Raw genomic sequence first — 12,403 nt, forward strand, 5'->3', positions numbered from 1 at the left:
GCCCGCCGGATCGCCCGCGGCTTCACCAACTACGACAACTACCGGCTCCGCATGCTCCTGATCGCCGGCGGACTTGACCCCCTCACCCCCACCTAGAATGCGCAGAGCCAGTTTTGGGGAGGGAACACCGAGTATTCTTCGGCGGACTTGCGAGTCTCCGTAGGCGGACGTTGGCCAAGGTAGAGGGCATTGATCTGGATCCCGCCCTCGCGCGCGCCACGGCGAGCAGCTGCACGCCCACTCGCGGAGAGGATCGCGAAAACGAGGCCGGCGACGAAAGCAACTCGCACACTCCAGAAAAGCCAGACTCCCGCGCTTTCCGCTATCGAGTTATTGCCGAAAACACTCCCGCCTATGTAAACGACCCCCATCAAGGCAAGCGCCGCAATCACAATCACGAAGGTCCCACGGCGCGCCCAGAACATCAGTCGGCGCACTTCAACCTCCTTCGCCAAGATGAGCTCCCTACAGTCCACCACTGGACCCGCGGATTTTCTAGGGCTCCGTCGGATCGGTCTGGGTGCCGAACATGCCGAGTTCCGATCCACGAGCTGCCGGCGTGACGGCCGCGGGAGCGTGTGACCATGCGCGATTCCGCTAGAAGAGATGCAGGCTCCATCCCTGAGCGCGAAGTTCAGGGGCGGCGGCTTCGATGTTCCGCCAGCTCTGCGGACGAGGGCGGATAACCACCATGGCGAGTGGGGCCTCGTCTTTCACGCCGGGGATGGTGAAGTAGTGGTCGACGTGATGGACGGTGAGGTCGAGTCCGACAAGCTCCTGGAGCTTGTGACCGAGGGAGCCCCGGCCGATGCTGTCCCCTGGACGCGGGCAGGTCGCCCCTTGTACGTCCTCGCGCCAGAGCGCCGCGACCACATTCCCGCCGTCGTCGAATAGCTCGAACCGGAGTCCCAACAAGACGCTGCTGGCGGGTGGTACCTGAATCATGCTTCCTCCTATTGGTGCGGTAGTGGGGCGCCTTGTGCGGCCATGAAGGGTTCGGGGTTGATCGGTGTGCCGTTCTTCTCAACCTGGAAGTGCAGATGACAGCCCAGCGCGTAGCCGGTGTCGCTCATCTTCCCGAGCTGCGTTCCGGGGCTCACGACGTCGCCGGCCTTCACGAGTAGGCCGGCTTCCATGTGGAAGTAGCCGGTGACGATCCCGCCGCCGTGGTCGATCCACACGACGTTTCCGCGGAAGGGCTGTACGCCGGCAAAGGTGACCTTGCCGGCGCCCGCCGCCCAGATCGGTCCCCCACAGGTGCCGTCTGCGAGGTCGGTGCCCTTGTGACAGGTTTTGTCGTCCTGGCCGGGGCGGTCGATCGCGCACGAGCCGAATGTGTCGGTGACGTGTCCGCGGGCCGGGACGATCCACGCTCCCGACCCGCTGGGGCAGCTCGTGGTGAGCGCGGTGACGATCGCGGTGGCGTCCTTCTCGTAGCGTGCGTAGTGTTGCGGGTCGGCGTTGATCTGCACGGCGTGGATAGCGAGGGTCGGGGCCATGTTCTGCCAGCGGGGGACGGCGAGTAGCCGGCTGTAGAACAGGCTGGCGGAGCGGGCGGGGTCCATCCGTTCCTGAACGCTCCCCCACGAGTCCTGCTGCTGGAACAGCCCAATGCTGGTCGTGCGGGTGCCGTTGGGGTTGGTGACGCCGGAAGTTTCCCAGTCGCCGTAGGTGAGGTTGCGGAGGCCGGATTCGCCCATCGCGGTCATGATCGCGAGCACCTGGCCGTGCTGGTCGACGCCAAGGTCGATGCCGGCGCGGATGATCGCGGCGGCGTTTACGAGCTGGTCGCCCTTGTAGCCGGCGACGCCGGCGGGCAGGGCGTTGGTGTCGCTGAGGCACATGCCGTGCGCGTCGGCGCGCTGCACGGAGCCGAGAACGAACGTCACGCCGAACAGGCCGGCGAGCATCGCGACGACGAGCCCTGCGACGATCTTTCTCATGCGTCGTCCCGGCGGTGGTCCCCTCGCATCCCCTCGTCGGTGTCGGTCAGTCCGACCTCTATCGACGAACGCACGTGCTCGACGTGCGTTTCGGGGACGTTGCCGTACTTGAAGATGAACTGCCCGGGCGCGAGGTTTTGAAGGACGGTCGATGTTGACGGGTCGAAGCCGAAGGTGCGCACGGCCCAGTCGGCATCTTCTTTGCGGTCCTGGCGGAACACGTAGATGCTCTGCGCTTCGCTGATGACGGTGCGGCCGGGTGAGTCGAGAGGGATGTCGAGGCCCTTGTGGAACACGAACACGTTGTTCAAGCCGACACCGCGGGAGAGCTTCTGATTCGATTTCAGAAGGTGCGCGGCCGGCCCGTCCACCATGTCCCAGCCTTCCTCGTTGATGCACGTGGTCTGCCAGCCCGGATCGGTGCGCAGACGGCCCAGCATCCACTGGTTGCCGATCGCGCGGACCACATGCGAGGACGGCCCCTCGGTGGGAAGCTGCGAGATATCAAAGCTCGTGAGCTTGCCGGTGAGGTTCACGTTCTCGCTCGTGTCGCCGTCGAGCATCCCGCCGTACTCGTCGAGCAGCCCTTCCAGAGTGAACCGGACGCCGAGGCCAGCCTGGTGGAGACGGTCGCGTGCGTGCTCGGTGAGGTCGGAGTAGTCATCGACTCTGCCCAGCAGGGGCAGAAGGTCAGCGAGCGTGGGCGCGCGCACCCCGTCGTAGGCGGCGAGGGTGCGTTTCAGGGCGGAGCGTGCGGCTTCCTCTTCCCAGTCGTCGATGCGGGCGCCGTCGCGTGCGATGCGCACGATCGCGTGCAGCAGCCGGTACGTGCCGGCGTCACCGATCTGAGACACGATCAGCGGATCGAGAAGGTTGAGGCGTGAGCCTGAGCCGTCCGTGGTAAACCGGATGGGTTCACCCTGGCCCCACTCGCGCACCAGCTCGGCGTACTCGCCCTCACCGCCGCGGGCCTTCTTGTCGAAGATGACCGCGCGACGGTAACGGATCACGAGCGGGCGGGTGACGTAGACCGTCTTGACGAAGCTCGACTTTCCGCCACCCACTCCCCCGCACACGATCGAGTTCGGGCTAGAAATCAGCCGCGGCGTGGAGTTGTACGCCGTCACCGGGTCGTGCGTGATGAGGGAGTGCGACAGCATGTCGCGCCCGTTGGCCACGCCGGCGGTGCCGGTCACCGGGCCGATAAGAGCGGTGTTCAGCACCGAGGATTGACGCGTGGTCGACGGGGCACCCTGAAAGACGGGCGCGTAGTAGCCTCGCTCTGCTTTACGGGTCTTGGCGCGCCGCTGCGGCCCCGGCAGCTCGTACGGCGAGACTTCGCCGGCTTCACTGTCGATCGGCTCATCAGCGGCGACGTCGACCGTTTCGGCGCTCTTGCGGGCACGCCGGGACCGTCGCGGCGCGGTGGTGCCGCTCATGCGATCGCCTCCTTGTCTCCCCCACCTGCGAGCATCCGCATCACGCGGGCGCCGAACGTGGGCGTGTGCGGGCGGAGGCCGCGGCCGATTGGCCACGTGGTGCCGCTCGCGGCGGGCTGGTAGGAGTCGAGCCATTCCAGCTTCTGAATGCCGACCTCGTTCGCGCACAGCTCGGCCAGCTCACGGCTGGCCATGACGAGCTGATCGCGGCTGTCGGCGGTGATCGTGATGTAGCCAACCCAGTTCGTGCCGTGGTGGCCGCTGCCTTCGGCCAGGTCGGCGCGGCGACGCTGCGCGGCTGCGACGCGCACGCTGCCCTCGTCGAGAGGGATACGGCCGTTGGCAGTCTCCGAGACTTCGGTAGCCATATCCGACACGAGGTCGCGACGGGCTGCGTGGCGCGCCTCGACCGCCGGCACGAGCTCGATGTGGAACGTCACCGTACGGATCACGTCGAGCTCACGGCCCACGAGGAGGTCAAGCAGCCACAGGGGGCGCCGCTGCGCGACGGTCAGGTTGTCGGCGCGGATCGCGGCCGTACGGTGCCACCACTGCACGGACTGGCCCGTTTCGGGGTCGATCCCGTCGACGACGTGCGCCGAATACTCGCCGCCCGGTGACCGCTCCCCCACGCTTGTCGGCTCGACGTCGCGCACCAGGTCGAGCGGCCGGGAGGGGTTCTGCATGTGACGGATGACCGCGGCCGTGCCGCGCGCGGTGAGCGGTTCCACCCATCCGTTGCGGCAGTCCAGCAACCCGCGCCGGAACGACTCAATCTCGGAGGCCATGAGCTTGCGCCAGCCGTCGCGGCCACGGCCGTACTTGCGGGCTTGCTGCACGAACCGGCTGTTGAGAGGCCACCGGCCGACGACGTAGTGTCGCTGCACCATCGCGCCGCGTGACGACTCCAACAGGACTTCCTCGTAGGAGGCTTTCGCCCAATCGGGTGCGGCGGGGTCGATGTTGTTGAGCACCCAGAACTCCTGCAGGGCGGTATCCGCCGGCAGAACACGGGTCACGGGCTGCACGACGCGCAGCAACGACGACGGGGCGGCTTTGCTGGCCAGGAAAGCGCCGAACGCCTCCGCGCCGAGGATGACGTTCTCGGGCGACTCCATGCCGCGCAGCTGACCACTCACCGCGAACGCGACGCTCAGGTAGGGCTCTTCACCGGCAGGACCGTGCCAGGCGATACCGGGCACGCCACGGCCAGACTGCAACCAGCCCATCCCGTCGCACCCGTCCGGGTTGGCGCGCATCGCGGACAGCTCGCGCGCCCACGCGCCGCGAGCTTCCCGATCAGTCTTTTCCTTGCTCTTGCGGGTCTGAGCCAGAGCGGTTGTCAGCAGCGCCGCCCGGTCCGGGTCGTAGGGAATGTACTCGTCGGCGTGGCTCTGCCGTGCCGTGCGGTAGCGACGCTGGCGACGCCGCCGCTCGAGGATGCTGCCGTTGTGCGTGCCGCTACTCACGACGATCAGCACCCCGACTGCCAGCACGGCCGCGACGATCGCGGGCCACCCGAAGGAGGGTGTGAACACCATTCCGAGGGCAATGATCGCGACGGTGCCCCATGCCCGGGTCTTGTTCTGAGTGCCGAAGAGGCCGCGGTGGCTGCCCTCGCCGCCGAGGATGAACACTCCGCGCTCTGGCTGTTGCGTGTCGCTCACTGTGGGCGCTCCTTCCCCTGAACCGGCGGCGGTGTGATGCTCGTGTGCGCTGTCTCGCTCGCCTTGCGGGTGGCGGTGACCGCCCCCTGAGCGGCGACCGTCGCGCCCGCCGTGGCCGCGCCCGCTGCCTTCGTCCCGATACCTGCCGCTTTCGCCCCGGTCGACACCGAAGCGCTGCGACCCCGAGCGCTGGCCGTTTCAGCGCCGATCCTCGTAGCCGTCGCGCCGCGCGCGTTCGAGGGGGTAGCGGAGGCCCGGACGGGCTGTGCCGACCGCGCCGCGGGCGTCTTAGCTCCCGGCGTGGAGCGCACCGCTCCCGGCGAGGACGGACCCAGCGGCGTGGTCGGCATCTTCTCGGATGCCGGCGCACCGGCTAGGTGCTTCTTGCCCCACGAGATAAGAACGAAGGGCGCGAACACCGCGAGGAAGTTCGCGATGACCGCGATAAGCAGCCCCACAAGGTTCTTGAAGCCGTCGTTCCCCCACTGGCCTACGGCGTCGATGTTCAGCCGGAAAGCGAACCCGAGCATCAGGAAGAGGATCGGCTGTACAGCGAGCATCCCAACCCATACCTGCACCGCGGCCATGCCCGCGCTGCGGCGACCGCTGTCGACAATCCACACCACCGCGAGCGGGATCAGCACGCCGGAGAAGTACTGCACGACGAGCTGAAAAACGAAGATCGCCGGGATGATCAGCAGGCCGATCACCATGCACCAGACCATGATCGCGCCGACAGCGGCGCCGCCCGCGATCTTGCTCGGGTCATCGACAGCGAGCTGCGCGAACGTGGTGATCATCTGGTCGATCGTGCCGCCATACGCCCACCCGATGAGGCTCCGGGTCAGCGCGCGTACGAACTCGACGAGCAGCAGACCGATCGCGGGGCCGAAGCTGACGCCGAGAAGGAAACCGGGGAAGTACAGCGCGATCGAGTCGAAAAGCTCCTGCCCGCTCATCTTTCCGCGTGCGGTGCGCACGAACTGGAAGATGAGCAGCACGATCGCGAGCATCAGCCCCATCGCGAACGACACCTGATAGGTGCTGATGAACGACGGCAGCGTGAGGTCAGGAAGCGTCGAACCCGTGATCGCGGGGATGACGTCACGGCTGAGGCTCGCGACCGCCTCACGCCCGGTCTTGTACATGTTGCCCCACGGGTCAGACCAGAAATTCACCACGCCACCGATGGAGTCGACCGCTCCACCGATGATGTCGGGCAGGCTTGGGGCGTCTGTCTTGAACATCAGCACCCCCCAGGGATCGATACCCCGGTGCTGCGCAAAGTGTTCGCGTCCTTCACCGTCAGCCCGTCCTCGATAACCCAGCCGTTATCGGTCCAGACGACGGAATAGGACGGCATCAGGTTCAGGGTCGGGTCGATCGCGCCACTGACCACGAGCGGGAGCATCAGCGTCAGCTCCACCCGTTCGGGCGTGACGCTTTCGATCCGGTAGAACCCGTTCAGGCTCGTGACGTAAAACTGGCTGGCGTCAACTTTCGACGCTGAGGCCGCGACCTCCGCGAGATTCGGGATGCGCGATGCGCTGTTCGCAATCCGCGTCACTTCGTCCTGTGGCACCGCCGGTTTTTGAGCAAGCCACCGGGCAAAGGCGATCGCGAAGGACACGGCGCCTTCGGGTGTGTGGGGTGCTTTCGCTTGTGCGTCGAGGACGGCCTGCGGGCTGCGAGAGTCACCACCGAGGCAGCCGTCGACGCCCGCCGCCGCAGGGGGTGCGGACGAGGCGGGCGCCGACGGAGTCGTGGAGGGCTGGGCGCTCTGCCCCGGCTGAGGGCCGGCGTCGTCGCGCGGCCCGTTGGCCAGGCTCAGCCCGACCGCTGCCGCGACGATCACGAGGACCGCCGCGGCAGCGGCGACCCACAGCCACCGCCGGCGACGCGGAGAAGCGGGCAGAGCGTTCATCAGCGGGCGAAGATCGCGAGTATAGCGCCGACGATCACGGTCAGCGCGGCCAGGCATCCGAGACTGATGCCGGCCGTAATGACCTGCTGCTTGCCTGCGGCCACAGCCTGGGGGTTCGTTTCGCTGTTCTGCCCCATCTTGACCAGGCCCATGATGAGCCAGACGATCACGACGACGATCGCGATGCCCCAAAGCCCGGCCAGGAGCTTTTGCCAGAGCTGCGTGAACTGCGCTCCGAAGATGGTGAAGTCCGGGATGATGCCGTCAAGCGGGTTGTTCATGTCACTGGGCCTTTCGCAGTTCGGTGTTGAGTTGGTCGACGATGCCGGCAGTGAGCCGCGTGATCGCGTCGGTGGTCGCAGGCGCGAGCTGTCCATAGGTCAGCGCGGCTCGCTCCGCAATGTGCCGATCGACCGGCACATGATGGATCGCCTGGATGCCGGACTGTTCGAGCAGCTCGCCCACCACGCGACTAACCTCGGCATCCTCGGGGCGCCCGTCGTGGGTACGCACGACGATCGCTGTCTGCGCCAGGTGCTGCGCGTGACCTCCCAGCTGGTGAAGGTGCCGTAACAGCTGCATCGCACCTTGCAGTGCGTCGAGAGCGTCGAGCACGGGGATCACGAGAACGTCGGTGTGCTCCAACGCTCCATGAAACGCGGACGAGCTGGGCTGGTTGCCAGTGTCCATCACGCGCACCGGGTAGAACTCATCAAGCTTGCGCGTGAGCCGGTGCACGTCTTCCCCGGTCAGTGCGTCGCGATCGCCAACGGTGCCGATGACGGCTGCGTAGCTCGTCTGCTGCGACACGTAGCCGGCCAAGTGACCGGCACCGCGGATCTCCTCGATATCTCTCAACAGTTCGGCGACGCCAACGGGCGCGCGTCCCTCGGCGCGCACAGACAGTGCGCCCGGGTCGTCTGCGACCTCGACGACCACGGCCCCTCCCCCGCGGATGGTTGCGAAGCATCCACCGATCGCGAGCGAGAGGGGAGTCTTGCCGACTCCGCCTTTCGGGTTGGCGACCAGGATGCCGACGCTGCGCTGCCACTGCGAGAGCCGGATCAGCGAGCGAGCACGCCCCAGCTCGGCCGCGCGGGTTTCAGCGGCGCTCGGCTTGATCGTGAGGCCCATGTTGCGGAGCACTCCCCGCCAGCCGTGGCGCGACGTTTCCGTCGCTTCCCGCCTCGTCATCCGAAGGTCGACGTTCGGGACGCCTGCCGGCCTTGGCGGCTCGGCCGCGGTTGTCGGCGCGTCCACGATCGGCGCCGCATTCGCGACCGGCGCGGGCACGTCCGTCGTTGGCGCGTCAGCCGACGAGTCGGTCCGAAACTGCGCAAGGCGCTGCTCGGCGGTGGACTCAGACGCATTATTCGCTGTGTCCCCCATTTGGGGGACAGCGCGCGGAATGTCGCGAGCCGACACGACGTCGGCTTCTTCGATGTATCCCTGAGCGCGATTAGCGCCCCGGAATGGTTGCGGCGTCTCGTAGTTTGTCATGCGCACCCCCTGCGTTTTCGTACATGCTAGCCCGCGGGAGTGACATCGAAACCGCGATGTCAGGTCAACCCGCCCACCAACAGGCTAACGAATAATCCGTAAGCTGAACAGATGGCGGGCTCGTCTTCATAGGGAGCGCCCCCTAGCTGGCAGAATGTCGGCATGCCCCGCCGCCCGCCTATCCCCGACCTCACCGGGGCTGCGCTCAACGCGCATCGGGTGGTTCAGAACGAGTCGCGGCTCATCTGCCTTCGCCACCTTCTTCGCGTCCCCTCGGCCACGCGGGCTGAGGTCACACGGGCAACCGGGCTTGCCGTGACGACGACGATTGACGCTCTGAACGAGCTCGAAGAACGCGGCTTCATCACCGCGATCGAGAGCCGCGCCGGCCGTGGCAGCCGCTATGCGGCCAACCGCGAGCGAGTCACGACCGAACTGCTCGCGTTCGTGAGCTGGGTTCTCAGCTGAGCACCGCCCGCTCGAGCTATTGACACGTACGTGTCAGTTCGACCAGGTGCGGAGAATCGCTTCCTCGATCAGCTCGCGCTTCTTCTTGCCGGTGCGCCGGTACGCCTGGGTGAGCACGTCGTTCACGTTCAGGCTGATGCGGGTGGCGAGCTGCACGGTCACCTCAGCTCCCCCGGCTGGCGTCTGCGGCGCGGCCGCGGGCACCACGGGGGCTGTGGGCGCCGCTGCCGGCTGCTCGGGAGCTGCCGCGGGCGCCGGGGCGCCCTTGCCCTCGACTGGGCTCGTGGGGGCGGTTGCGGGAGCTGCGCGCGTTCCGAAGTCGATCGGGTCCACCCCTGCATCGGCGGCGGGGCGGGGACGAGTGCGTGCGGGACGGTCGGGCTGTGGCGTGGTCATCGGATCACCTTTCGCATCACTTCGGTGTACGCATCGCGGATCGGGGCGCCCTTGCGGTACGCGCCGTACCACTCCCCCGCCATGCGAACCTCGGGCACAATCGCCAGGTGCGGCACGATCGGCTCGATGATCGGCGCCAGCTCGCGCACCTGGTCGATCGCATCCTGCTCGGCGTAGGACAAGAACCCGGTTCCGTCACGGGTCATCACCACACCGGCCTCTTCGATCGTCGTGGCCGCTCCCAGACGCGCCATGCTGCGCCTGAACGTGTCGACGGTGCGCTGAGCACCCGTCACCCCATCCACCCCGGAATCGGACGCCGTAGCGGCGTACAGCACGCGGTCGGCCGCGTGCAGCGCCGAGAGGGTCAGGGGTCCGCCTTGCCGGTTGGCGCAGTCGATCACCACGACGTCGGCTTGCAGGTCGACGAGCGACGTCTTTAGGCGCAGCTCGGCGTAGTCGTCGCGGTCGCTCTCGCGGTTGCTCAGGTCGCGCGCGGAGGGGATCACGCGCAGCAGCGGGTGCCACGTGCTCTGCACCGCCAGGTCTTCCGCCCAGCCGGTGGGCTCTTCCTTGGCGCCGAGAATGGCGCCGACGTGCAGCCCCTCCCCCACAGGCGCGATGCGCGTCCACTTCGTCGAGGCGGCGCGGGGGTCGAGGTCGATCAGGACGGTGCGGTGCCCCGCTTCGGCCGCAGTCATCGCCACCGACACGGCCGCGGTCGTCTTGCTGACGCCGCCGGCCTCGCTGTAGACCATCACGGTTTGCATGCTCGCAGTGTAACCCTTCTTTCTATCTAGCGTTCTAACTATCTGGCTAACTCTCTAACTATCTTTCTAGATAGCTTTCTAGAAAGATAGTTAGCTAAGGGGTGCAGGAGCCCCACAGTCCGCGGCCGGCGGCTTGCGCCGCTGCTTGTGCGGCGCGGTAGTCGCTCTGTCCGTTGTAGGGCTTGTCGTAGGTGTACTCCGCGCCGACGCCGGCCTGAATCTCCGTGAGGGCGACGTTCACGCCGTCGAGGTAGACGTGTCGCAGCAGCCGGCCGTACTTGTCCGTATCAGCCTGGGAGGGGTCGGGGGACAGGTCGACCGTTCGCCCGTAGGCGAGCTGGTCGAGGTAGTCGCGAGCTTGCTCGGCGTAGCACTCGCTCGACTGCCCATCGCGCCCTACCTCGGGGGTGTTGATCCCGATGATGCGCACACGCACGGTGCCGGTCGCTGTGTCGACCCTGATCGTGTCGCCGTCGATCACGGCCGCGACACGGCCGCGCTCGGCACCGGCCGCCGCCAGCGGCGTCGGGGTGCAGGCGGTTACCGTCAGGGTGCAGGCGGTAACGATCGCGCCGCACCCAACGTTTTGCAGCCGCATGGAGAGTTCCTACCGGGTCGCACGCAAGGCACAGTCGGACTCTTCTGCACCGATGTAGACGTCCTCAATCGAGGTATCCACGTGGAGGTACTTCCCGGTTGCCTCCAACTCGTAGGCGATCTGCTGCTCGAACGAAGTCGTCGCTGAGCCGACATGCGGGAGGAAAGGGCCGTAGTTGGTGGTTCTCTCGGCGCCGGTTTTGTCAGTCGTCGTAACTCTGACGATGACGCTCGTGGCGGTGCGGATGGTCATGGATCGATCCTCTCTGGGGGTTCGGACGTTAGGCCGTCGCCTTCTCGTCTAGGAGCTGGTACACCCGTGCACGGGTCACGCCGAGAACGGCGGCAACCTCGATCGCTGACAGCCCGTAGGTGTCGTGGAGTGCACGCGCGGCCGCGCGGCGATCGCGCGCCGCTTGTGCGGCGACCTCGCGGGCTTCGTGTTCGAGTCGGGTGGCCTCATCGAGCTGAGCGGCGATGCTCTCGGGCATGGCGACGACCGTCGCGACGTCGAAGCTGTCGGCGGGCACGTCCTCCATAAGCGCGATCAGGTCGCGGCCCATGTGTTCGACCTGGTCGAGCTTGCGCGCCTGGGTGCGGTAGTCAAGCTCGGGAACGTCGATGATCCACCACTGACCCTCTCGGGTCGCGGTGAGCTGGTAGGTCTTGCGGGTCATGTTCTGTCTCACTTCCACTCTTCGGGGAGGTGGCCGATCACCTTTTCGATCGACCGGAGCACACCCGGTGAAATCCGGTTGTGGCGGGGGAGCGGGATCGAACGTGCCCCCGGCTTGCTCCACTTCGTGTGGTCGCCTTTGTCGCTGGCAACCGAGTAGCCCTGCTCGCGTAGGAACTTCTCGACCTCGCCTCGCTTCGCTTCCTTCATGACTCTAGTATACCCCTCCCTATACACGCAATGTCAAGCCTGGGCTATACATCCGCGGTGAATTCGGTTCCGCAGAGTCCGCAGAGGATGGGGCCGGCCTCGATGACGGTCAGGGACGCGCGAATCTTGCGCCCGCAGCCGCATTCGGCCGAAGCACCGTTGTTGTTGCTCTTGCGACCTCCGCCTACGGTGACGGCCTCGGCGCGACGGTGCGCCGTGATCGCCCGGTGCAGCATGGCGATGGTGTCGGCGTACGCGGCTTCGGTGCGCTCAGGCAGGGCGGTGACACTCCACCCAATCCGGGCGTCGTGCTCGATGGTGAGGCCGAAGCTCTCGGCAATCGCCTTGAACTTCTGGTTGTGGTAGCGGCCCTGACGGCTGGTGTCCTGGATGCCGCGAGCGGTCGCAGCGGCGTGGGCGGCCTCGTGCAGCAGCGTCGCAAGCACGGACGCTGCCCCCGCCACGAGCCCTTCACCGCCGACGAACAGCTCGTGCAGCTCGTCCTCACCGCGTACCCACCGCTGTGCCGCAAAGTGGCCGAGCTTCATGCCCTTGGCGTCGCTGCCGCTGCCGAGCGTGACGACGACCTCGGGCACGTCCTGGTGACGCTCACGGATCGCGGCCCATGCTTCCTCGATCGCCGCCACCAGGGGAGCGGCCACAGTGGCGCTCACGCCGCAACAACTGGCGGACAGGCGATATCGGGCTCTGCGCATTCTGGGTGGGGTGAGGCGCTCGGGCGTGGCGTGACGGGGTGAGGTGGGTCGAGGCCCGGAGGATCGGTAGCGACCAAGCAACCTGTTCGTCCGGAGA

16 protein-coding genes are annotated in these 12,403 nt (G+C 67.0%); 1 reads left to right on the plus strand and 15 read right to left on the minus strand.

All coding sequences use genetic code 11. The features are described from left to right. Window positions 1–597: 597 nt before the first annotated feature. Genes WFI00_RS17355 through WFI00_RS17390 form a run of 8 tightly spaced genes read right to left on the minus strand, consistent with a single transcriptional unit; the run spans window position 598 to window position 8,473 of the window. Complete coding sequence (locus WFI00_RS17355) at window positions 598–945, minus strand: hypothetical protein (RefSeq protein WP_336633554.1); 348 nt, start codon at window positions 943–945, stop codon at window positions 598–600. A gap of 8 nt (window positions 946–953) precedes the next feature. Further along, on the minus strand, window positions 954–1,943 hold the full coding sequence (locus tag WFI00_RS17360) for a M23 family metallopeptidase (protein WP_336633553.1): 990 nt from the start codon (window positions 1,941–1,943) through the stop codon (window positions 954–956). Beyond that, window positions 1,940–3,382, minus strand: a complete 1,443-nt coding sequence (locus tag WFI00_RS17365; protein WP_336633552.1) for an ATP/GTP-binding protein — start codon at window positions 3,380–3,382, stop codon at window positions 1,940–1,942. Before WFI00_RS17365 ends, WFI00_RS17360 begins: the two co-directional genes overlap by 4 nt. After that, complete coding sequence (locus tag WFI00_RS17370; RefSeq protein WP_336633551.1) at window positions 3,379–5,049, minus strand: SCO6880 family protein; 1,671 nt, start codon at window positions 5,047–5,049, stop codon at window positions 3,379–3,381. Before WFI00_RS17370 ends, WFI00_RS17365 begins: the two co-directional genes overlap by 4 nt. Then, the gene (locus tag WFI00_RS17375; protein ID WP_336633550.1) at window positions 5,046–6,296 is read right to left on the minus strand and encodes a hypothetical protein; all 1,251 of its coding nucleotides are present in this window, start codon (window positions 6,294–6,296) and stop codon (window positions 5,046–5,048) included. The genes WFI00_RS17370 and WFI00_RS17375 overlap by 4 nt, the downstream gene beginning before the upstream one ends. Beyond that, window positions 6,296–6,973, minus strand: a complete 678-nt coding sequence (locus WFI00_RS17380; protein WP_336633549.1) for a hypothetical protein — start codon at window positions 6,971–6,973, stop codon at window positions 6,296–6,298. Before WFI00_RS17380 ends, WFI00_RS17375 begins: the two co-directional genes overlap by 1 nt. After that, window positions 6,973–7,254, minus strand: a complete 282-nt coding sequence (locus WFI00_RS17385) for a hypothetical protein (protein WP_005053976.1) — start codon at window positions 7,252–7,254, stop codon at window positions 6,973–6,975. The genes WFI00_RS17380 and WFI00_RS17385 overlap by 1 nt, the downstream gene beginning before the upstream one ends. Before the next feature lies 1 nt (window position 7,255). Beyond that, entirely contained in the window at window positions 7,256–8,473 is a 1,218-nt protein-coding gene (locus WFI00_RS17390) for a MinD/ParA family ATP-binding protein (RefSeq protein ID WP_336633548.1), read from the minus strand. 162 nt (window positions 8,474–8,635) lie between these two features. Here WFI00_RS17390 and WFI00_RS17395 point away from each other — a divergent pair, with 162 nt between their 5' ends. Then, window positions 8,636–8,941, plus strand: a complete 306-nt coding sequence (locus tag WFI00_RS17395) for a winged helix-turn-helix domain-containing protein (RefSeq protein ID WP_336633547.1) — start codon at window positions 8,636–8,638, stop codon at window positions 8,939–8,941. Between the two features lie 33 nt (window positions 8,942–8,974). On the opposite strand, the gene WFI00_RS17400 is transcribed toward WFI00_RS17395, so the two are convergent. From WFI00_RS17400 to WFI00_RS17430, 7 genes are all read right to left on the minus strand, one after another. Beyond that, window positions 8,975–9,103: a hypothetical protein gene (locus tag WFI00_RS17400; protein WP_336633546.1), complete on the minus strand. Its 129-nt coding sequence runs from the start codon at window positions 9,101–9,103 to the stop codon at window positions 8,975–8,977. 230 nt (window positions 9,104–9,333) lie between these two features. Then, window positions 9,334–10,107, minus strand: a complete 774-nt coding sequence (locus WFI00_RS17405; RefSeq protein ID WP_336633545.1) for a ParA family protein — start codon at window positions 10,105–10,107, stop codon at window positions 9,334–9,336. A 94-nt stretch (window positions 10,108–10,201) separates the two neighbouring features. Beyond that, on the minus strand, window positions 10,202–10,705 hold the full coding sequence (locus tag WFI00_RS17410) for a thermonuclease family protein (RefSeq protein WP_336633544.1): 504 nt from the start codon (window positions 10,703–10,705) through the stop codon (window positions 10,202–10,204). Between the two features lie 9 nt (window positions 10,706–10,714). Then, entirely contained in the window at window positions 10,715–10,957 is a 243-nt protein-coding gene (locus WFI00_RS17415) for a hypothetical protein (protein ID WP_336633543.1), read from the minus strand. Between the two features lie 28 nt (window positions 10,958–10,985). Next, a complete protein-coding gene (locus tag WFI00_RS17420; RefSeq protein WP_336633542.1) occupies window positions 10,986–11,381 on the minus strand; it encodes a hypothetical protein in 396 nt (131 codons plus the stop codon). 8 nt (window positions 11,382–11,389) lie between these two features. Further along, window positions 11,390–11,590, minus strand: coding sequence for a type II toxin-antitoxin system HicA family toxin (locus WFI00_RS17425; protein WP_016465437.1), 201 nt, complete (start codon window positions 11,588–11,590; stop codon window positions 11,390–11,392). Window positions 11,591–11,634: 44 nt separating this feature from the next. After that, window positions 11,635–12,237 carry a hypothetical protein gene (locus WFI00_RS17430; protein WP_336633541.1) on the minus strand — a complete coding sequence of 201 codons (603 nt, stop codon included), beginning with the start codon at window positions 12,235–12,237 and terminating at the stop codon, window positions 11,635–11,637. Window positions 12,238–12,403: the final 166 nt, after the last annotated feature.

Origin of the sequence: Microbacterium sp. MMO-56, from assembly GCF_037146215.1 — a bacterium.
In the GTDB taxonomy this organism is placed as follows: domain Bacteria; phylum Actinomycetota; class Actinomycetes; order Actinomycetales; family Microbacteriaceae; genus Microbacterium.

Coding starts and splice junctions, on each gene's coding strand:
- WFI00_RS17420 (WP_336633542.1), bottom strand. CDS start 11,381: ATGACCCGCAAGACCTACCAGCTCACCGCGACCCGAGAGGGTCAGTGG.
- WFI00_RS17365 (WP_336633552.1), bottom strand. CDS start 3,382: ATGAGCGGCACCACCGCGCCGCGACGGTCCCGGCGTGCCCGCAAGAGC.
- WFI00_RS17355 (WP_336633554.1), bottom strand. CDS start 945: ATGATTCAGGTACCACCCGCCAGCAGCGTCTTGTTGGGACTCCGGTTC.
- WFI00_RS17410 (WP_336633544.1), bottom strand. CDS start 10,705: ATGCGGCTGCAAAACGTTGGGTGCGGCGCGATCGTTACCGCCTGCACC.
- WFI00_RS17375 (WP_336633550.1), bottom strand. CDS start 6,296: ATGTTCAAGACAGACGCCCCAAGCCTGCCCGACATCATCGGTGGAGCG.
- WFI00_RS17385 (WP_005053976.1), bottom strand. CDS start 7,254: ATGAACAACCCGCTTGACGGCATCATCCCGGACTTCACCATCTTCGGA.
- WFI00_RS17380 (WP_336633549.1), bottom strand. CDS start 6,973: ATGAACGCTCTGCCCGCTTCTCCGCGTCGCCGGCGGTGGCTGTGGGTC.
- WFI00_RS17405 (WP_336633545.1), bottom strand. CDS start 10,107: ATGCAAACCGTGATGGTCTACAGCGAGGCCGGCGGCGTCAGCAAGACG.
- WFI00_RS17395 (WP_336633547.1), top strand. CDS start 8,636: ATGCCCCGCCGCCCGCCTATCCCCGACCTCACCGGGGCTGCGCTCAAC.
- WFI00_RS17425 (WP_016465437.1), bottom strand. CDS start 11,590: ATGAAGGAAGCGAAGCGAGGCGAGGTCGAGAAGTTCCTACGCGAGCAG.
- WFI00_RS17390 (WP_336633548.1), bottom strand. CDS start 8,473: ATGACAAACTACGAGACGCCGCAACCATTCCGGGGCGCTAATCGCGCT.
- WFI00_RS17415 (WP_336633543.1), bottom strand. CDS start 10,957: ATGACCATCCGCACCGCCACGAGCGTCATCGTCAGAGTTACGACGACT.
- WFI00_RS17360 (WP_336633553.1), bottom strand. CDS start 1,943: ATGAGAAAGATCGTCGCAGGGCTCGTCGTCGCGATGCTCGCCGGCCTG.